The sequence below is a fragment of the Streptomyces sp. 1331.2 genome (genome assembly GCF_900199205.1).
Lineage (GTDB): Bacteria > Actinomycetota > Actinomycetes > Streptomycetales > Streptomycetaceae > Kitasatospora.
This window is the reverse complement of record NZ_OBMJ01000001.1, coordinates 4,498,847-4,523,729: the sequence shown is the minus strand read 5'-3', so window position 1 is coordinate 4,523,729 and position 24,883 is coordinate 4,498,847. Positions and strand designations below refer to the sequence as shown.

Sequence of the window (24,883 nt, the reverse complement as noted above, 5' to 3'; positions counted from 1 at the left end):
AATGGCCGTCAGGCGCGGGCCTCAGCGCCGGACGAGTCGACGGGCCTTGGCGAGGGCGCGCACGGCCTGGTACGCGCCGTAGCGGCCGTGGCTGAGCAGTTCGGTGCGCACGCCGTCCACGCCGGCCGGCGGGCGGTAGCCGGCCGGGCGCAGCCGGGCGCAGTGCTCGGCTGCGCGGCGGAAGTACTCGCGGCGGTCGCCGGGCGGGACGCGGCCGGGCTTGGACACCACGGTGTTGAGGTGGTGCAGCATCCGGCCGTAGACGACCGGGCGCCACGGGTCGAGGTCGGGGCGGCGGTCGAGGAAGGCGAAGACCAGGTCGTACTGGGCGAAGACGTCGAAGTGCTTGCGGCTGGCGGTGGCCAGGATGTTGCCGCCCTCCTGGCGCTGGCGGTAGTGCACGCCGACCCGGTCGAGCAGGGTGATCCGGGCGGCGGCGAGCAGCGCCGGGTACGTCCAGGGGGTGTCCTCGTAGTAGCCGGCCGGGAAGACCAGCTGCTGCCCGGTGACGAAGTCGCGGCGGTAGGCCTTGTTCCAGACGACCTGGAGCAGGTCGAGCAGGTCGGGGCGGGCCGCGAGGTCGAAGACGTCCGGGGAGGCGGCGCCGAAGACGTGCGCGGAGGCGGCGCGGGTGATCCGGCCGTCGGCGTAGGTGCGGGCGTAGTCGTAGACCAGGACGTCCGGGTCGCCGGTGGCGGTGAGCCGCTCGTCGATGCTCTTGAGCAGGCCGGGGGTGAGGGTGTCGTCGCTGTCGAGGAAGACCACGTAGTCGCCGCCGGCGACCTCCAGGCCGGCGTTGCGGGCCCGGCCGAGGCCGACGTTCTCCGGCAGGTGCAGCACCCGGACCCTCGGGTCGGTGGCGGCGGCCGCGTCCAGCATCGCGCCGCAGCCGTCCGGGGAGCGGTCGTCCACCGCGATCAGTTCGAGGTCCGGACCGTCCTGTCCGAGCACCGATTCGAGGCACTCGGCGAGGTAGTCCTGGACCTTGTACACGGGGACGATGACGCTGAAGCGGGGCACGGCCCCAGCGTAGTGGTCCCCGGGGAGGGCCCTGCCCCGGAGGTAGGATCGGGAGGCACGTACGCACCGATCAACGTGCGGTCTGGCCCCACCGGGCTGCCACGCTCCTTCCCGAGAAAGGCCTGCGTAGCCGATGGCTCCCCGCCTCTCCATCGTCGTTCCGATCTACAACGTCGAGCGTTATCTCGTCGAGTGCCTCGACTCGATCGCCGCCCAGACCTTCACGGACTTCGAGTGCGTCATGGTCGACGACGGATCGAAGGACGGCAGCGCGGCGCTCGCCGAGGCGTACGCGGCCGAGGACTCGCGATTCCGGCTGGTCCGGCAGGTGAACAAGGGCCTCGGAGCGGCCCGCAACACCGGCATCCGGCACATCGACCCGGACTGCGAGTTCCTGTGCTTCGTGGACAGCGACGACTCGATGCCGCCGAGTGCGTACGAGCTGATGATCAACACGCTGGAGGAGACCGGCTCGGACTTCTGCACCGGCAACGTGCTGCGCTTCCGGGCCGTGGGCTACTACCAGTCCGGCGGCCACGTGAAGCCGTTCAAGGAGACCAGGCTCAAGACCCACATCACCGAGATCCCGGCGCTGGTCACCGACCGCACCGCGTGGAACAAGGTGTACCGGCGCTCCTTCTTCGACGCCGCGGGCATCCTCTACCCCGAGGGCATCCTGTACGAGGACGCGCCGGTCAGCGTGCCGCACCACTATCTGGCCAAGAGCGTGGACGTACTCTCCGAGCCGATCTACCACTGGCGCGAGCGCGAGGTCGGCGAGATGTCGATCACGCAGATGCGCACCAACCCCAAGGGCCTGATCGACCGGGTCGCCTCGGTCGAGCTGGTCCGCGGCTGGCTGGGCAAGCAGACCGAGCCGCGCTTCGCCCAGTACCTGCGCTCCTACGACGAGAACACCCTCGTCGAGGAGATCCCGATGTTCTTCTGGTCCATCGTGGACGGCGACAAGGAGTACCGGGACGCCTACCTGCAGCACGTCAGCCGGCTGCTCCGGGCGATCGGCCCCGAGCAGGTCCGCAAGCTGCGCGCGCCACTGCGGCTCAAGTACCACCTGACCCTGGCCGGCCGGATGGACGAGCTGATCGAGCAGATCAAGTACGAGGGTGAGAGCGGCGGCGGTGTCCAGGCCCGCGGCCTGCTGCGCGCGTACGCCGACTACCCGTTCCTGCGCGGCGGGCGCAGGAGCGTGCCGGCCGGGGTGCTCAAGCTGGACAACTCGCTGGTCATGCGCAGCCGGCTGTACGAGAGCGGCTGGGTCGGCGGGAAGCTGCGGCTGACCGGGCACGCGTACCCGGAGCAGCTGGGCGCGTCCGGCAAGCACGACATGGTCCGCACCCTGGTGCTGCGCGAGACCAAGGGGCGCCGGGTCATCGCGGTGCCGATGAAGACCACGTACAGCCCCGAGGCCACCGCGAGCTGCAACCACGACCTGTACAGCTGCGACTGGTCCGGCTTCACCGTCTCGGTCGACCCGAAGAAGCTCAGGCACCGCGGCGAGTGGAAGGACGGGCACTGGCGCGTCCTGGTGGCCGGCGCGGGCAAGGGCGGGGTGTACAAGGGCCGGATCTCGGCCGGGTGGAGCGACACCGCGCAGGTCATCCCGTCGCACTGGGTCGAGCCGGACGTGCGGATCGTGCCGTGGGTCCGGGACAACTTCGTCTACCTGCGGGTGGAGACGGTCAAGGCCCGGGTGACCGGCCTGTCCGCGCACGCCGGCCGGGTGGAGGTCTCCGGCGCGGCCCGCTCCGGCCCGAGCTTCGCCGGTGCCCGGCTGCAGCTCACCCACCTGGAGTCGGACCGGCAGGTGACCGTCCCGCTGGAGCTGGGCGCGCCGGTCGGCTCGCTGCAGCCCTTCACCGCCTCCTTCGCGACCGCCGAGCTGACCGCCGTCCGCGAGGCCTGGGCCGAGCTGGACCCGGTGGCCGGCGAGCGCGTCCGCGACCACTGGGACACCGAGCTGCTGCTGGGCGACGGCAGCACCGTCCCGCTGGCCTGGGACGAGCGCAACGCGCCCGAGCGGCTGCACCTGCCGCTGAACCCGCAGGCCCCGGCGGCCGAGCACCGGGCGCTCTACTCCAAGCCCTCCCCCGGCGGCTACCTCCAGTTCGCCGACCAGGTGCTGCAGCCGCTGGTGGACGAGCTGTCCTCGCGCGGCGCCGACGGCTTCCTGCTCAGCGGCTCGTTCCCGCTGCCCGGCGCGCACCGCTGGGAGCTGGTGGTCCGTCACCACTGGCGCGAGGAGGAGCACGTCTACCCGGTGGAGATCTCGGACGGCCGGTTCCGCACCGCGCTGCCCGCCGTGCCCACCGCCTCCTTCGCCGGCCGGGTGCCGCTCGCCAAGGGCACCTGGAACGTCTTCTTCCGCCGGGTCGGCGGGGCGGCCGACGTGCTGCCCGGCGCCTCCGTGCTGGTCACCCCGGACTGCTTCGAGTCGCTGCCGCTGGAGGTCGAGTCCCGCGGCAAGCGGATCACGCTGGAACGCCGCGACCACGACGGCCTGTCGCTGGAGGCGCACGCGGCGCTGCTGCCCGAGGAGCGGGCCGGCTTCCGCCAGCGCCGGCTGCGCACCGTCGACTACCCGGCCGCCCGCCGGCTGCCGCTGCGCGACACCGTGCTGTACTGCGTCGGCGGTGACGGCGTGTACGCCGACTCGCCGCGGGCCGTCCACGAGGAGCTGGTGCGCCGCGGCCTGCCGCTGGAGCACCTGTGGGTCAACGACGACATGCAGGCCGAGCTGCCGAAGAGCGCGACGGCGATCCGGTTCCGGAGCCCGGAGTGGTTCGAGGCGCTGGCCACCGCCAAGTACGTCGTCACCAGCACCCACCTGCCCGAGTTCTTCGTCCGCCGCCCCGGCCAGGTGGTCGTGCAGACCTGGCACGGCACCCCGCTGAAGCAGGTCGGCTTCGACTTCGAGAAGGTCTGGTTCACCGACTCCAGCTACCTCAAGAGCCTGGCCAAGGAGGTCCCGAACTGGAGCCTGCTGGTGGCCGGCAACAGCTGGTCGGCCCCGGTGCTGCGGCGCGCCTTCGACTTCAAGGGCGAGATCCTGGAGAGCGGTTCGCCCCGCAACGACCTGCTGTTCGCATCCGACCGGGAGAAGACCGCCGAGCAGGTCCGGGAACGGCTCGGGCTGCCCCAGGGCAAGAAGGTGGTGCTCTACGCACCGACCTGGCGCGAGGACCGGCGCCGGCCGCAGGGCGGCTACCAGATCGACCTGCGGATCGACCTGGCGGCGGCCCAGGCCGCGCTCGGCGACGACCAGGTGCTGCTGGTGCGCCGGCACGAGCTGATGTGCGGCCAGATCCCGGGCGCCGGCAACGGCTACATCTGGGACGTCGGCAGCTACCCCGACATGGCGGAGCTGCTGCTGATCGCCGACGTGCTGGTGACCGACTACTCGGCGAGCGTGTTCGACTTCGCGTCGACCGGAAAGCCGATGCTCTTCTTCACCCACGACCTGGAGCACTACAGGGACAACCTGCGCGGATTCAGCCTGAACTTCGAGGCGGAGGCGCCCGGCCCGCTGCTCTCCACCTCCGAGGAGCTGGTCGCCGCGCTCGGCCGGGTGGACGCGGTCGCGACCGAGTACGTGGACAAGGCCGCCGCGTTCCGCGAGGCGTACTGCGACCTGGACGACGGCAAGGCCGCCGCCCGGGTGGTCGACGCGATGCTCCGCAAGGAATAGCCCTCCGCGAGTGACCGCGGCGGCGCCCGACACCGGTGGTGTCGGGCGCCGCCGCATGTCCCGGGGTCGCTGGGAACCGGAATGACCCGATCCCGTGAATCATGTACGAACAGGCGTCCGGGAAAAGAACTCCCGAAGGAATTCGAAAAAGCGTGCAGTTGACCCGGGTGGCATTTCCGGATGGGATATGGATTTCCATTCCGAAGGGCCCCTCGCGCAAATGCCTGTGCTCACCCGGTTCGTCCTGCCGCACGCCGCTCCCCGGGTCGCCGCCGGGCGCCCCGCCGGCGACGGGGACGCGGTGTTCGGGCTGCTACGCGCGCACTGGCACGACCGGGGCCTGGAACTCACCGGCTTCGCCCGCCCCGACGACCTGGACACCGGCCGGCCCGGCTCCGCCTGGACCTGGCTGACCCTGCGCCACGGCGGCGGCGAGCCACCGGTGCACCTGCGCTCCACGCCGCGCAGGATGCCCGAGATCACCGACGACAGCGCCCAGCCCGAGTACAACCACGACTGGTCCGGCTTCACCGCCCTGATAGCGCCCGGCCGGCTGCGCCGCGACGGCCGCTGGCTGCTCGGCGACTGGCAGGTCGAGACCACCCTCTTCACCCGCCCCCGCCGCACCCGGGTGCGGCGCCAGTACGGCACCCTCGCCCCGCACTGGTGCGGCTCCGGCGAGTACCCGACGGCCCGCTGGGTGGACCACGACGTCCGGCTCCAGCCGGGCTTCCAGGACGGCCGGCTGCGCCTGCGCCTGGAGCGCCCCGCCGTCCGGATCACCCGGGCCGCCCGCACCGCCGTCGGGCTCGACCTGACCGGCGTCGCCGACTCCTGCCCCGCCGGCACCCTGCTGCGGCTGCGCCACCGGGAGAGCGACGCGGTGATCGAGCAGCCGCTCACCCGCGCCGGCAACACCTTCACCGCCCACCTGCCGTACCGGCCGTTCGTCACCGAAGGACACGGCACCGGCGAACTGGAGCACTGGGACGCCGAGTTACGGCGCCCCGACGGCGGCACCGAGCAGCTCTGCCTCGACGAGCGCGGCGGCCCGGTGGCCGGCCAGCACCCGCTGCCCGACACCCCGGACCGGGTGCTCTACCTCAAGCACCTCGCCGACGGCCGGCTCCAGGTCTGCGTCCAGCCCGCGGCCGGCCTGGTCGACCGGATCGCCGTACGGCCCGACGGCTTCGAACTGTCCGGCCACTGCCCGGCCCAGGCTCCCGACCGGCTGGAGCTGGTGCTGCGGCACTCCGGCACCGCGAGCGAGGTCCGCACCCCGGTCGAGAGCGCCCCGGACGGCCGGTTCCGGGCCCGGGTGCCCGCCACCCGCACCGGCTCCGACGGCGCCGCGCTGCCGCTGCGCAAGGGCATCTGGCAGGCCGCGCTGGAACCGGCCGACCGCACCGGCCCCGGCCGACCGCTGCTCGCCGCCCCCGCCGCGCTGGCCGCCGTCCCCGCCGCCACCACCGTCGGCGGCAAGACCCTCCTGCTGCAGCGCCGCTGGAACGACACCCTGCTGGTGGACTCCACCCCGGTGCTCACCGCCGCCGAACGCAGCGCCTGGACGCAGCACCGCCTGCGCACCGGGCAGTACCCGGCCGCCCGCCGCGAACCGCTGCGCGAGGCGGTGCTGTACGACGTGTTCGGCGGCCGCGGCTACGCCGACTCCCCGCGCGCGGTGCACGTCGAACTCGCGCGCCGCGGCGCACCGCTGGAGCACCTGTGGGTGGTCGACGACGCCCAGGCCGAGGTGCCGGCCGGGGTCACCCCGGTCCGGATCTGGAGCCCGGAGTGGTACCGGGCGCTGGCCACCTGCCGCTACCTGGTCGGCAACACGCACTTCCCCGACTTCCTGGAGCGCCGCCCCGGCCAGGTCGTCGTGCAGACCTGGCACGGCTCGCCGCTCAAGCGGATCGCCCACGACGTCGAGAACCCCTGGCTGGCCGACCACGGCTACCTGGCGGCGCTCGACCGGGAGACCCCGCAGTGGAGCCTGCTGCTCTCCCCCAGCCCGTTCGCCACCCCGATCCTGCGGCGCGCCTTCCGGTACGGCGGCGAGGTGCTGGAGTCCGGCTACCCGCGGGGCGACGTGCTCGCCCGCCCGGACGGGCGGACCGCCGCGGCCGTCCGCCGCCGGCTCGGCATCCCCGACGGCAAGCGGATCGTGCTGTACGCGCCGACCTGGCGCGAGGACCAGCAGCGCGGCGACGGCGACGGCTTCCGGCTCGACCTGCGACTGGACCTCGACCACGCCCGGCGCCTGCTCGGCGAGGACCACGTGCTGCTCGTCCGCCCGCACGCCCACGTGCGCGAACCGCTGCCGGGCGCCGGCGACGGCTTCCGCTACGACTGCGGGGACTACCCCGACCCGCAGGAGCTGCTGCTCGTCGCGGACGCGCTGGTGACCGACTACTCGTCGATCATGTTCGACTTCGCGATCACCGGCCGCCCGATGTACTTCTTCACCTACGACCTGGAGCACTACCGCGACACCCTGCGCGGCTTCTACTTCGACTTCGAGTCGAACGCCCCCGGCCCGCTGGTGACGACCTCCGCCGAACTGCTCGGCGCGCTGCGCGCACTCGCCGACGGCGGCGCCGCCCTGCCGCCCGGCTACACCGAGCGCTACCGGCGGTTCCGGGCCGGGCACTGCGCCCTGGACGACGGCGGCGCGGCGCGGCGGGTGGTCGACCGGATGCTCGAACTCGGGCTGGCCGCAGAGTAGTTCGAGCCGGGGCGCGGACGGAGGTTCAGGCGGCTCAGCCGAACGAGTAGCCCCGCCAGGGCCGCCAGACCTCGTCCGCGTCGAAGCGGGAGAGGCCGAAGCCCGGCACCGAGAAGGCCGCCCGGAAGCCGCGGGCCTGCTCGTACGCCTGGTCCAGCACGTCGTCCGGCAACCCGTGGGCGACCGTCACGTGCGGGTGGTACGGGAAGGCCAGCTCGCGGGCCAGCGGGCCGGAGCGGACGTCCGCCTCCAGCAGCCGGCACTCCTGCGCACCCTCCTCGACCCGGACGAACACCACCGGCGACACCGGGCGGAAGGTCCCGCTGCCGCGCAGCAGCATCCGGAACGGCCGGTGCGCGGCCGCCACCGCCGCCAGGTGCTCCTCGATCTTCGGCAGCGCCTCGGCCGGCACCTCGGTCGGCGGCAGCAGGGTGACGTGCGTCGGTATCGACCGGGCCAGCGGATCGCCGTGCCCGGCGCGGGCGTCCTGGATCGCCGCGCCGTACGGGTCCGGAACGCTCACGGACACGCCGATGGTGATCAGCTCACCATCGGGCAGGCGTGTGAGGGGAGTCACCGCTTGGCGGCCGGGAGGAAGCCGATCCGGTCGTACACCGTCTCCAGCGTCGCCGACGCCACCTCGCGGGCCTTGTCGGCGCCGATCGCCAGCACCCGGTCCAGCTCGGCCGGGTCGTCCAGGAAGGTGCGGGTGCGCTCCTGGAAGGGGGTGACCCAGTCGGTGAACAGCTCGGCCAGCTCGGTCTTCAGGGCGCCGTACATCTTGCCCTCGAAGTGCTCGACCAGCTGGTCGACCGGCCGGCCGCTGAGCGCGGAGTGGATGCGCAGCAGGTTGGAGACGCCCGGCTTCCCCTCCTCGTCGTAGGAGACGACGGTGTCGGTGTCGGTGACGGCGCTCTTGAACTTCTTGGCGCTGGCCTTCGGGTCGTCCAGCAGGCTCACCAGGCCCTTGGGCGAGGAGGCCGACTTGCTCATCTTGATGCCCGGGTCCTGGAGGTCCTGGATCTTCGCCGTCTCCTTGAGGATGTACGGCTTCGGCACCGTGAAGGTGGGGCTGTAGCGGGTGTTGAAGCGCTCGGCGATGTCGCGGGTGATCTCCACGTGCTGGCGCTGGTCCTCGCCGACCGGGACGGCGTCCGCCTGGTAGAGCAGGATGTCCGCGATCTGCAGGATCGGGTAGGTGAACAGGCCGACCGTGGTGCTCTCGGCGCCGTACCGGGAGGACTTGTCCTTGAACTGGGTCATCCGGGAGGCCTCGCCGAAGCCGGTGAGGCAGTTCATCACCCAGCCGAGCTGCGCGTGCTCGGGCACGTGCGACTGGATGAAGAGCGTGCAGCGGTCCGGGTCCAGGCCGGCGCCGAGCAGCTGGGCGGCGGAGATCCGGGTGTTCTCGCGCAGCGTCGCCGGGTCCTGCGGCACCGTGATCGCGTGCAGGTCGACGACCATGTAGAAGGCGTCGTTGTCCTTCTGCAGGTCGACCCACTGGCGTACCGCGCCCAGGTAGTTGCCGAGGTGGAACGAGCCGGAGGTGGGCTGGATGCCGGAGAGCACCCGGGGACGGTCCTTGACCGGACCAGTGACCGCTGCGTTGACCATGCGGGCCATTGTTCCAGTTCCACCGGTCGCTCAGGAAACGTCTGCCCCTGGAGGTTCCGCCAGTGTGACCGCACTCACCCTCACCCGGGCGATCCGCCGGCCCTCGACCTTGGCCACCGTCAGCAGCACCCCGCCGCCGCCCTCCAGCGGGACACGGACCTGGTCGCCGTCCCGGGGCAGCCGGCCGAGCGAGGCCACCAGGCAGCCGGCCACCGTCTCGTACGGGCCCTCGGGCAGGGTGACGCCGGTCTCCTCCGCGAAGTCGCCGAGGTTGAGCAGGCCGTCCAGCTCCATGCCGCCGCCGGCCAGCCGACGGGTGGGGGCGGACTCCGGCCGGTCGTACTCGTCCCGGATCTCGCCGATCACCTCCTCGACCAGGTCCTCCAGGGTGACGATCCCGGCGGTGCCGCCGTACTCGTCCACCACGATGGCCAGGTGGTGGCCCTCGCGGCGCATCTCCCCCATCGCCTCCAGCACCCGCTTGGTGCCGGGCAGCAGCTTCACCGGGCGGGCCAGGTCGCGCACCTTGGCGGCCTGCTCGCCGCGAGCGCCGTACAGGTCGCGGACGTGGACGAAGCCGACCACCGCGTCGGCGCTGCCCTCGACCACCGGGTAGCGCGAGTGCGGCGAGGTGTCGGCCTGCTGCCGTACGGCGGCCAGCGGGCGCTCGGCGTCCAGGAAGGTCACCTCGGTGCGCGGGACCATCACCTCGCGCAGCTGGCGCTCCCCGGCGGCGAACACATCGGCGATCAACGCCCGTTCGTCGCTGCCGAGTTCGGTGTTGGTGGCGACCAGGCCGCGCAGCTCCTCGGAACTCATCGAGCCACGGCCGGCGGTCGGATCCCCGCCGAGCATGCGGACCATCAGGTTGGTGGAGTGGCCGAGCAGCCAGATCGCCGGGCGCAGCACGACCGACATCACGTCCACCACGGGCGCGGCGATGACGGCGATGGACTCGGCGCGCTGCAGGCCGATCCGCTTGGGCGTCAGCTCGCCGAGCACCAGCGAGACGTAGCTGATCACCAGGGTGAGGCTGACCAGGGCGACCGCGTCGGCCACGCCCTCGGTCAGGCCCGCCCGGACGAACACCGGGGCGACCTTGCCGGCCAGGGTGTCCGCGCCGAAGGCGGCGGACAGGAAGCCCATGCAGGTCACCCCGACCTGGACGGCGGCCAGGAAGCGGTTCGGGTCGGCGGCCAGGTGCGCGGCCCGGGCCGAGCGCCGGGTGCCGCGCGCCTCCAGCGTCCGGATCTGGCCCTCGCGCAGCGAGATCAGCGAGATCTCGGCGACGTTGAACAGGCCGCCCAGCAGGATGAAGACGAGGACGAGCGCGGCGTCCCCGAGGGTTTCGTTCACAGCGGGCCAGTGTAGGGCGGCCGGCGCGCGGGGGCTGGCCCGCAGCCCCGAGCGGGCGAGCCCCGCCCCGAGCCCGGACACTCGCGAGCGGGCGAGCAACAGCGACGGCCCGCCGCTTCCCCGGGAGGGAGGCGGCGGGCCGTCGGAAAACCGGTGCGGGGGGCTCAGATGAGGCCGAGCTCCTGGACCGCGTCGCGCTCCTCGGTCAGCTCCTTGACCGAGGCGTCGATGCGGGCGCGCGAGAAGTCGGAGATCTCCAGGCCCTGGACGATCTCGAACTTGCCGTCCTTGGTGGTGACCGGGAAGGAGGAGATCAGGCCGGCCGGGACGCCGTAGGAGCCGTCGGAGACGACACCCATGGAGGTCCAGTCGCCCTCGGCGGTGCCGTTGACCCAGGTGTACACGTGGTCGATGGCGGCGTTGGCGGCCGAGGCGGCCGAGGAGGCGCCGCGGGCCTCGATGATGGCGGCGCCGCGCTTGGCGACGGTCGGGATGAAGTCGTTCTCCAGCCAGGCCAGGTCGCTGCCGACGGCCTCGAAGGCCGGCTTGCCGGCGACCTCGGCCTGGAAGATGTCCGGGTACTGGGTCGCGGAGTGGTTGCCCCAGATGGTGACGCGCTTGATGTCGGAGACCAGGGCGCCGGTCTTGGCGGACAGCTGGCCGACGGCGCGGTTGTGGTCCAGGCGGGTCATCGCGGTGAAGCGCTCGGCCGGGACGTCCGGGGCGTTGCGCTGGGCGATCAGGGCGTTGGTGTTGGCCGGGTTGCCGACGACCAGGACCTTGATGTCGTCCGCGGCGTGGTCGTTGATGGCCTTGCCCTGCGGGCCGAAGATGCCGCCGTTGGCCTGCAGCAGGTCGCCGCGCTCCATGCCGGCGGTGCGCGGGCGGGCGCCGACCAGCAGCGCGACGTTGGCGCCGTCGAAGGCCTCGGCCGGCTTGTCGGTGATGGTGATGTCGCGCAGCAGCGGGAAGGCGCAGTCGACGAGCTCCATGGCGGTGCCCTCGGCGGCCTTCAGGCCCTGCGGGATCTCCAGGAGGCGCAGGTTCACCGGCACGTCGGCACCGAGCAGGTGGCCCGAGGCGATGCGGAAGAGCAGCGCGTAGCCGATCTGGCCGGCCGCTCCGGTGATGGTGACGTTGACGGGGGTGCGGGTCATTTCTACCTTCTCCAGCAAATCGCCAGGTGCCCCAGGCACACCGGCGCGCTGGAGCCGAGGATGTTCTCTCGACATCGAGAGACCGGCGTCAGGTTATCGCAAAGGGAAGCGTACGCCGCGGGTTCCGTCCTGGCTGATGCGTCACAGACGCACCGCGGCCCCCGCCCTGGGTCGGGCGGGGGCCGCGGGGAGCCGGTCGGCGGACGGGCCGGTCAGTGCCTGGACCGGCCCATCAGCTGGCCGATGTTGTCGAGCAGCGGGATCTGCAGCCACGGGTTCGGCTGCGCGACCAGGGTCAGCAGCACGATCGAGGCGCCCAGGAAGGTCAGCACGATGACGTCCGTGAACCGGCTGCGCACCGCCAGCATCCCGACCTCGGGCAGCACCAGGCGCAGCACCGCGCCCAGCAGCACGCCGCCGCCGAGGATCAGCAGCCCGTACTTGAAGCCGTCCTTGGAGTCGGCGAGCCAGGTGACCGCGAGGCCGGCGCCGACGACCAGCAGGACCAGCGTTATCGGCCACTGCCGCACCGGCAGGGCGTGGTCGCGTCCGAGGGCCGAGGCCGAGCCCTCGGGCGGCATGGTGCCGGTGGTCTTGACCGGCCTGCGCCGGGACCGCGCCGGTCGCGGTTCAGTCATGCTCGCCGTCCCTGGGGTGTCAGATGCCGGCGCGGCGCTCGGCCGCCTCGACGATGTTGTTGAGCAGCATCGCGCGGGTCATCGGGCCCACGCCGCCGGGGTTGGGGGAGATCCAGCCGGCCACCTCGGCCACGCCGGGGTGGACGTCGCCGACGATCTTGCCCTCGCTGCGGCTGACGCCCACGTCCAGCACCGCCGCGCCCGGCTTGACGTCCTCGGGCTTGACCAGGTGCGGCACGCCGGCGGCGGCCACGATGATGTCGGCCTTGCGCAGGTGGGCGCTGAGGTCCCGGGTGCCGGTGTGGCACAGGGTCACCGTGGCGTTCTCGCTGCGGCGGGTCAGCAGCAGGCCGATGGAGCGGCCGACGGTGATGCCGCGGCCGACCACGACCACCTCGGCGCCGTCGATCTCGACGTCGTGGCGGCGCAGCAGCTCGACGATGCCCAGCGGGGTGCAGGGCAGCGGGCCGTCGATGCCCAGGGCGAGCCGGCCGAGGGAGGTCGGGTGCAGGCCGTCCGCGTCCTTGTCCGGGTCCATCAGCTCCAGGACCGGGTTCTGGTCCAGGCCCTTGGGCAGCGGCAGCTGGACGATGTAGCCGGTGCAGGAGGGGTCGGCGTTGAGCTCGCGGACGACGTTCTCGACGTCCTCCTGGGTGGCGGTGGCGGGCAGCTCGCGCTGGATCGAGGCGATGCCGACCTCGGCGCAGTCCTTGTGCTTCCCGTTCACGTACCAGCGGCTGCCCGGGTCGTCGCCGACCAGGACGGTACCGAGGCCGGGCGTGACGCCCTTCGCCTTGAGGGCCGCCACGCGGGCGGCGAGTTCGGACTTGATCGCGGCGGCGGTGGCCTTGCCATCGAGAATCTGGGCAGTCATGACCCCATTCTCCCGGATCGCGACAGGTCGCCGTACCACGGTCGGCCCGGAGATCGGACGGGTACGGAAGGTCGGGGCGACGTTGCGGTTGCGCCACAGTCTCGGCCCGGCCCGGGAACCGGCTGGACAGGGCGCGGCCGTCCGGATCACGATAAGCGGGCATTCCCGCCGCGATCCGGCCCGGTGACGGGCCGACGGATCCCGCGGCGGGGCGTTCCCGGGGGAAAGAGCCAGTGATCCGACCACAGCAGACCGAGCAGCCCGCGCGCCGTCGCGCCGCCTTCACCGCGCCGCGTCCGTCCCGGTCCGGGCTCGCCCGTCCACCGCACTGCTGAGCCGGCCGCCGGACCGGCCGTACCGCCCGTCACCGCCGCCGGGCTGTCACTGCGCCCGGATACCGTCCCGTTCCGTCGTCGACCCGACTCGCGACCGCAACCGGGGCCTCCGCCGTCCCGTCCCCGCGTCCCCGTAACTGCCCGGAGGCATCCATGAGTTACCCGCCCGACCCGAACAACCCGTACGGCCAGCCGCCGGCCGCCCCCGGCTACGGCTACCCGCAGCAGGCCCCGCCGGCCGCCTACGGCTACCCGCCGGCGGCGCCGGGCTACGGCTACCCGCCGGTGGCCCAGCCGCCGTCCATGCCGGGCCTGGTGATGACCAGCCGGGTGCTGCTGTTCGTCGTGGGTGGTGTGCAGGTCCTGCTCGCGGGCTTCCTGATCATCGTGGCCGCGGGCGCCAAGAAGGTCGCCAACGAGCACAGCACGAGCAGTGACACCGCGATCTTCGGCAACGCCGCGGCCGGCGTCCTGCTGGTCCTCGGGGTCGTGTACCTGCTCGCCGCGGTGCTCTCCATCACGCTCGGCGCGAAGTTCGGCAAGGGCGGTCCGGCGACCCGGATCACCACCATCGTGTACGGCTCGATCGCCCTGCTGCTCGGCCTGCTCGTGCTGGCCGGCGCGGTCACCGGGAGCGCCCAGGCCAACGGTGGTGCCGGGTTCGGCGTGATCGTCGGCGTGCTGTGGATCGCGATCTGCCTCATCTGGATCATCGCGATGAGCACCCGGGACGGCGTGGCCTGGTTCAACCGGCCGCGGTACTGACCGGTCCGTAACATGACGAGAGCGGCCCGGCTCCCTCCTCGGAGGGGGCCGGGCCGCTCTGTCATGGCGTCATGGCTTCAGCGGGCCCAGTGGGCTCAGCGGGCTCAGCGGGCTCAGTGGAAGAAGTGCCGCGCGCCGGTGAAGTACATGGTCACGCCTGCCTCGGCGGCCGCCGCGACGACCTCCTCGTCCCGGATCGAACCGCCCGGCTGGACGATGGCCCGGACACCGGCCGCGATCAGGATCGCCGGGCCGTCCGCGAACGGGAAGAAGGCGTCCGAGGCCGCGTACGCGCCCTTGGCCCGCTCCCCGGCGCGCTCGACCGCGAGCTTGCAGGAGTCGACCCGGTTGACCTGGCCCATGCCGACGCCGACCGAGGCGCCGTCCTTGGCCAGCAGGATCGCGTTGGACTTGACGGCCCGGCAGGCCCGCCAGGCGAAGGCCAGCTCGGCCAGCTCGGCCGCGGAGAGCGCCTCACCGGTGGCGAGCGTCCAGTTCGCCGGGTCGTCGCCCTCGGCGTGCACCCGGTCCGCGTCCTGCAGCAGCACGCCGCCGGAGATCGGGCGCACCTCCTGGCGGTTGACCGGAGCCTCGGGGGCGAGCAGCACCCGCAGGTTCTTCTTGCGGGTCAGCACCTCCAGGGCGCCCTCCTCGTAGCCGGGGGCCACGACGACCTCGGTGAAGATCGGGGCGATCTGCTCGGCCAGCGCGACGGTGACCGGGCGGTTGACGGCGATCACGCCGCCGTACGCGGAGACCGGGTCGCACTCGTGCGCCTTGCGGTGCGCCTCGGCGACGTCGGCGCCGGTCGCGATGCCGCACGGGTTGGCGTGCTTGATGATCGCGACGGCCGGCTCGGCGTGGTCGTACGCGGCGCGGCGGGCGGCGTCGGTGTCGACGTAGTTGTTGTACGACATCTCCTTGCCGTGCAGCTGCTGCGCGCCGGCCAGGCCGCCGGTGCCGTCGCTGTACAGCGCGGCGCCCTGGTGCGGGTTCTCGCCGTAGCGCAGCACGTTCTGCCGCTCCCAGGTCGCGCCCAGGAACTCGGGGAAGTCCGCGTCGCTCGGCGCGTAGCCGGCCTCGAACCAGGAGGCGACGGCCACGTCGTAGGCGGCGGTGTGGGCGAACGCGGCACCGGCCAGGCGCTTGCGGGTGGCCAGGTCGAAGCCGCCCTCGCGGACGGCCGTCAGCACGTCGCCGTAGCGGGCCGGGTCGACCACGACGGCCACCGAGGGGTGGTTCTTGGCGGCGGCGCGGACCATGCTCGGGCCGCCGATGTCGATCTGCTCGACGCACTCGTCCGGAGTGGCGCCGGAGGCGACGGTGGCCTTGAACGGGTAGAGGTTCACCACGACCAGGTCGAAGGGCTCGACGCCCAGCTCGGCCAGCTGCGCGCGGTGCGACTCCAGGCGCAGGTCGGCCAGCACACCGGCGTGCACGCGCGGGTGCAGGGTCTTCACCCGCCCGTCCAGGCACTCCGGGAAGCCGGTCAGCTCGGAGACCTCGGTCACCGGGACGCCGGCGGCGGCGATCCGGCCGGCGGTGGAGCCGGTGGAGACGATGGCGACACCGGCGGCGTGCAGGCCCTGGGCCAGCTCCTCCAGACCGGTCTTGTCGTACACGCTGATCAGCGCGCGGCGGATCGGCCGGACGTTCTCGGAGACAGGGGGCGTGGTGGAGGCGGCGCTCATGCCGGAATCCATACCTTTCGGTCCTCGATGCGGTGACCTTCGCGGGCCAGCCGGCCCACGACGTCGACGAGCAGCTTGCGCTCGACAGTCTTGATGCGCTCGTGCAGCGCTTCGCCGCCATCGGCGTGGTCGGCGTCGACGACCTCGACGACGCCCTGCGCGATGATCGGCCCGGTGTCCACGCCGGCGTCGACCAGGTGGACGGTGCAGCCGGTGACCTTCACGCCGTACGCGAGCGCGTCGGTGACGCCGTGGGCACCGGGGAAGGACGGCAGCAGTGCGGGGTGGGTGTTGACGATCCGCCCGGCGAAGGCGGCGATGAACTCGGGGCCGAGGATCTTCATGAAACCGGCCGTGACCACCAGGTCCGGCTCGTACTCGGCGACCGAGGCGGTCAGCGCGCGGTCCCAGGCGGCGCGGTCCGGGTGGTCCTTCACCCGGTGCACGAAGGTCGGCAGGCCCGCCGCCTCGGCACGCTCCAGACCGGCGATCCCGTCCCGGTCGGCGCCCACGGCGAGGATCTCGGCGCCGTACGCCGGGTCCGCAACGGCCTCGATCAGCGCCTGCAGGTTGGTGCCGGAACCGGAGACCAGCACCACCAGGCGGGCCGGTCCGGGCGTACGGGGCGGGAAGTGCTGGGCGGGGGCGGCGGCCACTGCGCGATTCTCCGTAGGTCGGGCGCCGTCCGCTGGTACGTCCACCGGTGGTGGGGCCACTACGAACGGCAGGTCGAGCGAGGGGGAACACCAGGAGAACCCGCCGCGACGCGGGCCCCGGGAACCTGTGAGCTGCTGACCGTCACCACGATAACGGCTGGTCGGACGGCCTCCGAACCCTCCCGGTGGCGCTACGCGCGTAGTTGAGACGGGGATCTCCTCGGGCCCGCCGCACCGGAGTTGCCGCCGGAGCCGGAGTCGCACCCGCAAGCCCACGGGCCCGACCGGGCGCCCGGAACACGTCCCGCCAGGCTCCGGGCAGAGGCCGCCGATGGGCCGACGAACGACTGCGGGATCATTGGGGAGCGCGGGAGACCGCGACGACCGAGTCCCGACCGACAAGGATTGGCTGAACCCATGAGCAGCGGCGACGACACCGGCGAGCGCAACCCCTTCGCTCCGCCGCCGGCGGATGCCCCGGACCAGCCGTGGCAGCCGCGCAGCCCCTGGACCGGCGAGGGCCAGGACGGCACCGGCGGCCAGGGCGGTGAGCGCCCGCAGCTGCCGCCGCCGTGGGGTTCCGGCCAGGGCGACGGCCGGCCCGGCCAGCGGCCGCCGGCCCCGCAGCCGCCCCGGCTCGACCCCGCCAACCCGGCCCACCGCCGCGCTCGCAACGCCGCGCTGGCCGGGCCGTTCGCGCTGGTCTGCCTCTTCGCGGGCTTCCACTGGATCGCGCTGCTCGTCGGGGTGCTCGGCATCGTCTGGGGCATCGGCGCGCTGCGCAGCCCCCGGCCCGCCGCGGCCGCCGCCGCGCCCGCCGGCCAGAGCGGCCCGGTCGGTCCGGTCGGTCCGGTCGGTCCGGTCGGTCCGGTCGGTCCGGTGCCCGGGGCCGCGGCGCCGAACCCGCTCACCCCGGCCGCGCTCGCCGGGATCCTGACCGGCGCGATGACCATCGTGGTCGCCACCTCGGTGATCGGCCTCGGGTACTACTACCGCGACTACGTCACCTGCGTGCAGGACTCGCTGACCGCCGTCGGCGCCGAGAACTGCGACCGCTACGCGCCGCAGTGGTACGTGGACTTCACCGGGAACACCGAGTAACCGCCGGCCCTTGTCGATCCTCCGTCAGTCCACCGGGTCGCCGGCGTCCGGGCCTCCGTCGGCGCGGACCGGCCGGGACAGCCGCAGCACGAGGGCGTACGTCCCGGCGCGCAGCCGCAGCGCGCTCCGGCGCGCCTGCCACCCGAGCCGGGCGTACGCGCTCTGACCGTCCGCCGGACCGAGCGTCGGCCGCGTCGGCTGCCCGGCCGGGGCGAGCCCGCGGTGCCGGACCAGCAGCGCGCCCGGCACGGCCACCAGCGCGAACCAGCCCGCCGCCGCCAGGCCCGTCCACCACGGCACCGGCCCCAGCCAGGCCATCCGCCCGCCGGCCAGCGCCCCGCCCGACAACCAGCCCAGCACGGCCGCCCCCGCCCCGAGCGACAGCGCCGCCGCCAGGCCGGCCGCCGCCGTCGCCGCGGGCGACCAGGGCTCCGGCCCGTCCCCGCCCGCTCCCCCGGGTCCGCCGGGCGGGCGCCGCAGGCCCACCGCCGCACGGCCCAGCAGCACCGCCGGCACCACGCCTGCCAGCAGCGGCAGCGCCAGCGCTGCCAGCCGCCACCCGCCCGGTCCGTCGGCCGGCAGCAGGGCGAACAGCGGGAACTCCGGCACCGGGCCGAGCACGGCGCCGCCCGGCGACACCACCGTCCCCGCCCCCACCACGAACCCGGGGCCCAGCGCGTACGCCGCGCCCCACAGCACCGCGTTCGGCAGCAGCACCAACGCCAGCAGCAGCAGCCCCAGCAGTGCGGCCGGCCCGCGCCCGAGCAGCGTCATCCCGCGCCCACCACCGGTCAGCGCGTCGGACACCGCCGACACCACTACCAGCAGCCCGCCCGCCGCGACCAGCCCCGCCCCGGCCGTCAGCGCCGCGGCCCGCACCACCGGCGCAGCGCCGGCCGGCCGGTACGACGGCGGGAGGCGGTCCAGCGGGGAGTCGGCGGCCTCCTCGGAGCCCGCGGGCTTCGCCGAGCGGACTCCGGCGGCCGTCGCCAGGGCCGCCACCAGTGCCACCACCAGCACGTCCAGCAGCACCCGGCTGCGGAACAGCCCGGCGCCCGCGCAGTGCAGTGCCACCACGACGGCCACCGCGCAGTAGCCCGCCCACAGCGCCACCGGGCCGCCCCAGCGCGAACGCAGCCCGCGCCGGGCCGCGACCCCGGCGCCCGCCCGGTGGAGCCGGACCACGGCCAGCGCGCCGAGCAGCAGCGGAGTGACCGTCAGCGGGGCGTCCGCGCCGCCGCGTAGCACCGGTGCACCGTGCCCGAGCAGCCAGAGCACCCCCGCCAACCGGGTGGCGGCGGCCGCACCGTCGTCCGCGTACGGGGTCATCACCCAGAGCCCGAGCACCGGCACCCCGACCACCGCCAGGCCGACCAGCGCCGTCCGTACGCCCGCCAACAGGTCGGCCAGCGCGGGGCGTCCGCCGAATTCCCCCGGCGCCTCCAGGATCGGACGGCCCATCAACTGCGTCATGCGCCTCATGGTGCCAAGGCGACTCGCCATGCTCCGTGAAGCGGCAAACCGCCGCCGTGTCCCAGATTATTGGCTTATGCGCATTTTCAGACCCTGCCCCCAAGCCGCCTGCGCCCCGGCCCGGAGCGTCTGATGGCCACACCGCCCGCCGCCGACTCCCCCGCACGCCCTGATCGGGACGCGGCCCAGCTGCTGCAGAAACTGACCCCCCGTGAGGCCCAGACCCTCGCCCACCTCGCCGCCGGGCACGACCTCCCGCGCACGGCTGCCGTCCTCGGCATCACCCCCGCCACCGCCCGCAGCTACCTCAGCCGTGCCATGCGCAAGCTCGGTGTGCCCACCGAGGCCGAGGCCGTCACCCTCGCCGCGGGCACCCTGCCGTACCCGCCGACCGCGACGGTGGTGAACTTCGTCGGCCTCACCCCGGCCTCCCTCGGGCCCGCCGCGGTCGGCGGGCGGCCGGCCACCGCCCCCGGCGGCGGGTCCGTCCGGGCGGACGGGGAGCAGCCGGCGCGGCCGCCCCGCCGAGAGCGCGGGGACACGGCGCACACGCCCCCGCCCGGGCACGCGGCGGCCCGGCCGGAGCGCACCGACACCGGCCGGGCGCAGGACAGCGCCGCGGCGGGCTCGGACGAACAGGACGACGCACCGCAGCCCGCCCCGGCCACGGGGAGGCAGCGGCGCCGCTCGGCTGCCGACCGTACGACGCCCCCCGAGGGTGCGGTTCCCCCCGGTGGGGGACGCCCGCAGGCGGGCCATGCGGGCGGGGTGGAGCGTGGCGACGTGGCTGCGGAGCAACGGGCCGCCACCATGGCCGAGGGGTCGCAGCACTCCTCCGGCGGTGGGCGGGCGCAGTCGACGCCCGCGGGCGCGGAGGCGCGTGGCGACACGGCGCCTGCGGCCCCGGATTCCACGACGGACAGCGGGAGGCAGCAGCCCGCGGGGACGGAAGGGTACGGCACCATGGCGCAGCTGGCTCCGCCCGCACCAGCCGCACGCGAGCGTCAGGAGTCGGTGCCTCCGGCCCCGGCCGGCCGCCCTGCGGGGAGTTTCGAGGAGCTGTACGAGTCGGCGTACACCCGCCTGGTACAGCAGGTGTTCCTGCTGACCGCCTGCCGACACCGGGCGGTGCACTGCGTGCGGCGGGCCTTCGGGGAGGCCCGGCGGGGCTGGCGGGCGGTGGCCCGGTCGGGGGATCCGGAGGGGTGGGTGCGGGTGCGGGCGTGCGAGTTGGCGCTGTCGCCGTGGCACCGGGGCGGGCCGCGGCGGGCGCACGCCTGGGCCCTGCCGCACCGGCGGATCAGGGTGCGGCCGGCCGACGAGGCGCAGGCCGTGCTGCCGGACCACGACCGGCTGACCGACCGGGACCGGGCGCTGCTGAAGGCCCTGCGGCGGTTGTCCCGGCCGCAGCGGCGGGCCCTGGTGCTGCACGACGGGCTGGGGCTGCCGGCGGCGGCGATCGCGGTGGAGGTGGAGTCGACGCGGGCGGCCGCCGAGGGCCGGGTGTGGACGGCCCGGGCGGCGCTGGCACGGTCGGTGCCTGACCTGGTGGGGCCCGATCCGGCGGCGCCGGGCTTCGCGGACGAGCTGAGCCGACTGCTGCACCGGGCGGCGGTGCGCGGGTGCCCGCAGCCGCACCGGTCGCCGGTGCCGGTGCTGCGGGCCCGGCACCGGCTGTGGACGGCGAGCCGGACGGGCGCGGCGGCGCTGCTGACGGCGGCGGTGGGCGGGGCGACGCTGGCGACCCTGGCGGGGGTGCGGCCCGCGGTGGTGTTCGGGCCGCCGGCCCCGCCGGCGCCCTCACTGTGCCTGCGCGCGGCCGAGGGAGAGGAGCCGGCCGTACCGCTGGCGCCGGGCGGTGCGCCGAACGGCATCACCAGCCTGTGGTGCAGCCCGGCGCCGGGTCTGGAGGCGGTGCTGGTGGAGCCGCACGCGCAGGCGGTCGCCCGCTGGGAGCTGCCGCCGGCGGCCCGGGGTGCGGGGGCCCCGCCGCCGCAGGGGCCGACGGTCTGCCGGCTGTGGTCGCCGCTGCCGTGCACGACGGGCCCACGGCACTGACGCGGTCGGAACGGACTGACGCGGTCGGAACGGACTGACACGGTCGGAACGGCGAGCGCCCCCGCCCGGGAAGGGCGGGGGCGCTCGTCACGCGCGGTGCGGGGATCAGGCCTTGGCGGCGATGATCTCGCGGGCCAGGCGGGCGGTCTCGGACGGCGTCTTGCCGACCTTGACACCGGCGGCCTCCAGGGCCTCCTTCTTCGCCTGGGCGGTGCCCGAGGAACCGGAGACGATGGCGCCGGCGTGGCCCATGGTCTTGCCCTCGGGGGCGGTGAAGCCCGCGACGTAGCCGACGACCGGCTTGGTGACGTGCTCGGCGATGTAGGCCGCGGCACGCTCCTCGGCGTCGCCACCGATCTCACCGATCATCACGATGATCTCGGTCTCGTCGTCCTCCTGGAAGGCCTTGAGGGCGTCGATGTGGGTGGTGCCGATGACCGGGTCACCGCCGATGCCCACGGCCGAGGAGAAGCCGATGTCGCGCAGCTCGTACATGAGCTGGTAGGTCAGGGTGCCGGACTTCGAGACCAGACCGATCTTGCCGGCGGTGGTGATGTCGGCCGGGATGATGCCGGCGTTCGACTGTCCGGGGCTGATCAGGCCGGGGCAGTTCGGGCCGATGATCCGGGTCTTGTTGCCCTTCGAACCGGCGTACGCCCAGAAGGCGGCGGTGTCGTGCACCGGGACGCCCTCGGTGATGACGACGGCCAGGCCGATCTCGGCGTCGATGGCCTCGATGACGGCGGCCTTGGTGAAGGCCGGCGGCACGAAGAGGACGGAGACGTCGGCGCCGGTCTTCTCCATCGCCTCGGCGACAGAGCCGAAGACCGGGATCTCGGTGCCGTCGACGTCGACCGTGGTACCGGCCTTGCGCGGGTTGACACCGCCGACGATCTGGGTGCCGGAGGCGAGCATGCGGCGGGTGTGCTTCATGCCCTCGGCGCCGGTCATGCCCTGGACGATGACCTTGCTGTCCTTGGTAAGGAAGATAGCCATGGTGTTAAGTCCCCTTCCTTACTTGTTGGCCAGCTCGGCGGCGCGGTCAGCGGCGCCGTCCATGGTGTCCACGCGCTGGACCAGCGGGTGGTTGGCGTCGTCGAGGATCTTGCGACCCAGCTCGGCGTTGTTGCCGTCCAGGCGGACGACGAGCGGCTTGGTGACGTTCTCGCCCTTGCTCGCCAGGAGCTCCAGGGCCTGCACGATGCCGTTGGCGACCGCGTCGCACGCGGTGATGCCGCCGAAGACGTTGACGAAGACCGACTTGACGTCGGGGTCGCCCAGGATGATCTCCAGGCCGTTCGCCATGACCTCGGCGGAGGCGCCGCCACCGATGTCGAGGAAGTTGGCGGGCTTGACGCCGCCGTGCTTCTCGCCCGCGTAGGCGACCACGTCGAGGGTGCTCATGACGAGACCCGCGCCGTTGCCGATGATGCCGACCTGGCCGTCGAGCTTGACGTAGTTCAGGCCCTTGGCCTTGGCGGCGGCCTCCAGCGGGTTGGCCGCGGCCTTGTCCTCCAGGGCCTCGTGCTCGGGCTGGCGGAACTCGGCGTTCTCGTCCAGGGAGACCTTGCCGTCGAGCGCGATGATCTTGCCGTCACCGGACTTGATCAGCGGGTTGACCTCGACGAGGAGGGCGTCCTCCTTGATGAAGACGGTCCACAGCTTCTGCAGGACCTCGGCGACCTGGTCGGCGACCTCGGCCGGGAACTTCGCCGCGGCGACGATCTCGGCGGCCTTCTCCGGGGTGCAGCCCTCGTTGGCGTCGACCGGGATCTTGGCGAGCGCGTCGGGGTTCTCCTCGGCGACGACCTCGATCTCCACGCCGCCCTCGACGCTGGCCATGGCCAGGAAGGTGCGGTTGGTGCGGTCCAGCAGGAACGAGACGTAGTACTCGTCCTTGATGTCCGCGGTCTGGGCCAGCATCACCTTGTGAACGGTGTGGCCCTTGATGTCCATGCCGAGGATCTGCTCGGCCTTGGCGACGGCGTCCGCCGGGTCGGCGGCGAGCTTGACGCCACCGGCCTTGCCTCGGCCACCCACCTTCACCTGAGCCTTGACGACGGCGCGGCCGCCGAAGCGCTCCGCGATGGCGGCAGCGTCTGCGGCGGTCTCGATGACATCGCCGTCAAGCACGGGCACACCGTGCTTGGCGAAGAGGTCCCTCGCCTGGTACTCGAACAGGTCCACGTGTTTGTCCTTGTTCGTGGTCGCGGATTGTGTCTCTACGAGCGTGCCACGGCAGGATCTTCGCTGCGGGTCGTCGGGGCGGTGCGGGTACGCAGAGGTACGGCCTTGCGGCCCACACAGCCACGGGCGCACACGTCAATCAACACGCGCGTCACGTCCGTCTGGCAGGTTATCCCCGTGGGACGGGCCTGTTCCGCCCGGGGCCTGCCCGTCCGGGGTGAGAACCGTCACAGAATGCCCGTGGCCTCGGGGCGAACGTCCGATCCGCCGATCGGGTGAATTGAGCCTTCCGGGTGAGACCGTCACACCCCCTGCTCCGCCCCCTTGACCAGGTGCTGCGGGATCGGACGCTTCTCGATGGCCGCCGCCATGATCCCGGGGAAGGCGTCCGGGGTGCAGGCGAAGGCCGGCGCGCCCAGGGCGGCCAGGGCGGCGGCGTGCGCGTGGTCGTAGGCGGGCGCACCCTCGTCGGAGAGCGCGAGCAGGGCGATGAACTGGACGCCCGCCGCCTTCATCGCGGCGACCCGCCTGAGCATGCCGTCCCGGATCCCGCCCTCGTACAGGTCGCTGATCAGCACCACGACGGTCTCGGACGGGCGGGTGATCTTCGACTGGCAGTAGGCGAGCGCGCGGTTGATGTCGGTGCCGCCGCCGAGCTGGGTGGCGAACAGGACGTCCACCGGGTCGGTGAGCTGCTCGGTGAGGTCGACCACCGAGGTGTCGAAGACGACCAGCCGGGTGTCCAGGCTGCGCATCGAGGCGAGCACCGCGCCGAAGACCGCCGAGTGCACGACCGAGGGCGCCATCGAACCGGACTGGTCGATGCAGAGGATGACGTCCTTCTTCACGGCCCGCTGGGCGCGGGCGTAGCCGACCAGCCGCTCGGGGACGACCGTGCCGTGCTCGGGCAGGTAGTTCCTCAGGTTGGCCCGGATCGTCCGGTCCCAGTCGATGTCGCGGTGCCGGGGCCGGTTGACCTTGGCGCTGCGGTCGAGGGCGCCGCCGAGGGTGGCCCGGGTCTTGTCGGCGAGCCGGCGCTCCAGGTCGGCGACGACCTTGCCGACCACGGCGCGGGCGGTCTCCCGGGTGGTCTCGGGCAGCGCGTGCTTGAGCGAGAGCAGGGTGCCGACCAGGTGGACGTCCGGTTCGACGGCCTCCAGCATCTCCGGCTCCAGCAGCAGCCGGTCCAGGCCGAGCCGGGCGATCGCGTCCTGCTGCATCAGCTGGACGACCGTGGACGGGAAGTACTCGCGGATGTCGCCCAGCCAGCGGGCCACCTGCGGGGCCGAGCCGCCCAGCCCGGCGCTGCGCCGGCCGCCGCGGGAGGCCCGGGCGCCCTCCTCGGGCGCGCCCCGGTAGAGCGCGGCGAGGGCGCCGTCCATCGCGGCGTCCCGGCCGCGCAGGGTGCAGCCGGTGCCGTCGGCCTCGCCGCCGAGCACCAGGCGCCAGCGGCGCAGCCGTTCGTCGGTCGTGGGCGCTGCCATCTCGTCCTCCTTCAGGGGGTCAGGGAGCAGGGGTCGGTCC

Annotated in this window: 18 protein-coding genes; 5 read left to right on the top strand and 13 right to left on the bottom strand. The window is 73.5% G+C overall.

Annotated features, from left to right (window positions below; all coding sequences use genetic code 11):
* Positions 1-21 precede the first annotated feature (21 nt).
* The gene (locus tag CRP52_RS19375) at positions 22-1,020 is read right to left on the bottom strand and encodes a glycosyltransferase family 2 protein (RefSeq protein WP_097237547.1); all 999 of its coding nucleotides are present in this window, start codon (positions 1,018-1,020) and stop codon (positions 22-24) included.
* A gap of 133 nt (positions 1,021-1,153) precedes the next feature.
* Between CRP52_RS19375 and CRP52_RS19370 the strand changes: the two genes are divergently transcribed.
* Complete coding sequence (locus tag CRP52_RS19370) at positions 1,154-4,726, top strand: bifunctional glycosyltransferase/CDP-glycerol:glycerophosphate glycerophosphotransferase (protein WP_097237546.1); 3,573 nt, start codon at positions 1,154-1,156, stop codon at positions 4,724-4,726.
* Positions 4,727-4,946: 220 nt separating this feature from the next.
* Positions 4,947-7,454, top strand: a complete 2,508-nt coding sequence (locus CRP52_RS19365) for a CDP-glycerol glycerophosphotransferase family protein (RefSeq protein ID WP_143685784.1) — start codon at positions 4,947-4,949, stop codon at positions 7,452-7,454.
* A 34-nt stretch (positions 7,455-7,488) separates the two neighbouring features.
* Here the strand turns inward: CRP52_RS19365 and CRP52_RS19360 are convergent, their stop codons facing one another.
* The 6 genes from CRP52_RS19360 to CRP52_RS19335 form a co-directional block, all read right to left on the bottom strand.
* Complete coding sequence (locus CRP52_RS19360) at positions 7,489-7,977, bottom strand: 2'-5' RNA ligase family protein (protein ID WP_257032640.1); 489 nt, start codon at positions 7,975-7,977, stop codon at positions 7,489-7,491.
* A 50-nt stretch (positions 7,978-8,027) separates the two neighbouring features.
* On the bottom strand, positions 8,028-9,068 hold the full coding sequence (trpS, locus tag CRP52_RS19355) for a tryptophan--tRNA ligase (RefSeq protein WP_097240190.1): 1,041 nt from the start codon (positions 9,066-9,068) through the stop codon (positions 8,028-8,030).
* A gap of 30 nt (positions 9,069-9,098) precedes the next feature.
* Complete coding sequence (locus CRP52_RS19350) at positions 9,099-10,424, bottom strand: hemolysin family protein (RefSeq protein ID WP_097237544.1); 1,326 nt, start codon at positions 10,422-10,424, stop codon at positions 9,099-9,101.
* Positions 10,425-10,588: 164 nt separating this feature from the next.
* Positions 10,589-11,581, bottom strand: coding sequence for a malate dehydrogenase (locus CRP52_RS19345; RefSeq protein WP_097237543.1), 993 nt, complete (start codon positions 11,579-11,581; stop codon positions 10,589-10,591).
* A gap of 212 nt (positions 11,582-11,793) precedes the next feature.
* Positions 11,794-12,219: a DUF3017 domain-containing protein gene (locus CRP52_RS19340; RefSeq protein ID WP_097237542.1), complete on the bottom strand. Its 426-nt coding sequence runs from the start codon at positions 12,217-12,219 to the stop codon at positions 11,794-11,796.
* A 19-nt stretch (positions 12,220-12,238) separates the two neighbouring features.
* Positions 12,239-13,093: a bifunctional methylenetetrahydrofolate dehydrogenase/methenyltetrahydrofolate cyclohydrolase gene (locus CRP52_RS19335; protein WP_097237541.1), complete on the bottom strand. Its 855-nt coding sequence runs from the start codon at positions 13,091-13,093 to the stop codon at positions 12,239-12,241.
* Positions 13,094-13,581: 488 nt separating this feature from the next.
* Here CRP52_RS19335 and CRP52_RS19330 point away from each other — a divergent pair, with 488 nt between their 5' ends.
* On the top strand, positions 13,582-14,193 hold the full coding sequence (locus CRP52_RS19330; RefSeq protein WP_097237540.1) for a hypothetical protein: 612 nt from the start codon (positions 13,582-13,584) through the stop codon (positions 14,191-14,193).
* A 113-nt stretch (positions 14,194-14,306) separates the two neighbouring features.
* On the opposite strand, the gene purH is transcribed toward CRP52_RS19330, so the two are convergent.
* Positions 14,307-15,884, bottom strand: coding sequence for a bifunctional phosphoribosylaminoimidazolecarboxamide formyltransferase/IMP cyclohydrolase (purH, locus tag CRP52_RS19325; RefSeq protein WP_097237539.1), 1,578 nt, complete (start codon positions 15,882-15,884; stop codon positions 14,307-14,309).
* Positions 15,881-16,540: a phosphoribosylglycinamide formyltransferase gene (purN, locus tag CRP52_RS19320; protein WP_097237538.1), complete on the bottom strand. Its 660-nt coding sequence runs from the start codon at positions 16,538-16,540 to the stop codon at positions 15,881-15,883. The genes purH and purN overlap by 4 nt, the downstream gene beginning before the upstream one ends.
* 417 nt (positions 16,541-16,957) lie before the next feature.
* Between purN and CRP52_RS19315 the strand changes: the two genes are divergently transcribed.
* Positions 16,958-17,641, top strand: a complete 684-nt coding sequence (locus CRP52_RS19315) for a hypothetical protein (RefSeq protein ID WP_097237537.1) — start codon at positions 16,958-16,960, stop codon at positions 17,639-17,641.
* 24 nt (positions 17,642-17,665) lie between these two features.
* Here the strand turns inward: CRP52_RS19315 and CRP52_RS37050 are convergent, their stop codons facing one another.
* Positions 17,666-19,114: a cell division protein PerM gene (locus CRP52_RS37050; protein WP_101948211.1), complete on the bottom strand. Its 1,449-nt coding sequence runs from the start codon at positions 19,112-19,114 to the stop codon at positions 17,666-17,668.
* Between the two features lie 132 nt (positions 19,115-19,246).
* On the opposite strand from CRP52_RS37050, the gene CRP52_RS19305 reads away from it, so the two are divergent.
* On the top strand, positions 19,247-21,172 hold the full coding sequence (locus CRP52_RS19305; protein ID WP_097237536.1) for a sigma factor-like helix-turn-helix DNA-binding protein: 1,926 nt from the start codon (positions 19,247-19,249) through the stop codon (positions 21,170-21,172).
* Positions 21,173-21,277: 105 nt separating this feature from the next.
* Here the strand turns inward: CRP52_RS19305 and sucD are convergent, their stop codons facing one another.
* From sucD to CRP52_RS19290, 3 genes are all read right to left on the bottom strand, one after another.
* Complete coding sequence (gene sucD, locus CRP52_RS19300) at positions 21,278-22,168, bottom strand: succinate--CoA ligase subunit alpha (RefSeq protein WP_097237535.1); 891 nt, start codon at positions 22,166-22,168, stop codon at positions 21,278-21,280.
* A gap of 18 nt (positions 22,169-22,186) precedes the next feature.
* Positions 22,187-23,359, bottom strand: a complete 1,173-nt coding sequence (gene sucC / locus CRP52_RS19295; RefSeq protein ID WP_097237534.1) for an ADP-forming succinate--CoA ligase subunit beta — start codon at positions 23,357-23,359, stop codon at positions 22,187-22,189.
* A gap of 302 nt (positions 23,360-23,661) precedes the next feature.
* The gene (locus CRP52_RS19290) at positions 23,662-24,843 is read right to left on the bottom strand and encodes a VWA domain-containing protein (protein WP_097237533.1); all 1,182 of its coding nucleotides are present in this window, start codon (positions 24,841-24,843) and stop codon (positions 23,662-23,664) included.
* Positions 24,844-24,883 lie beyond the last annotated feature (40 nt).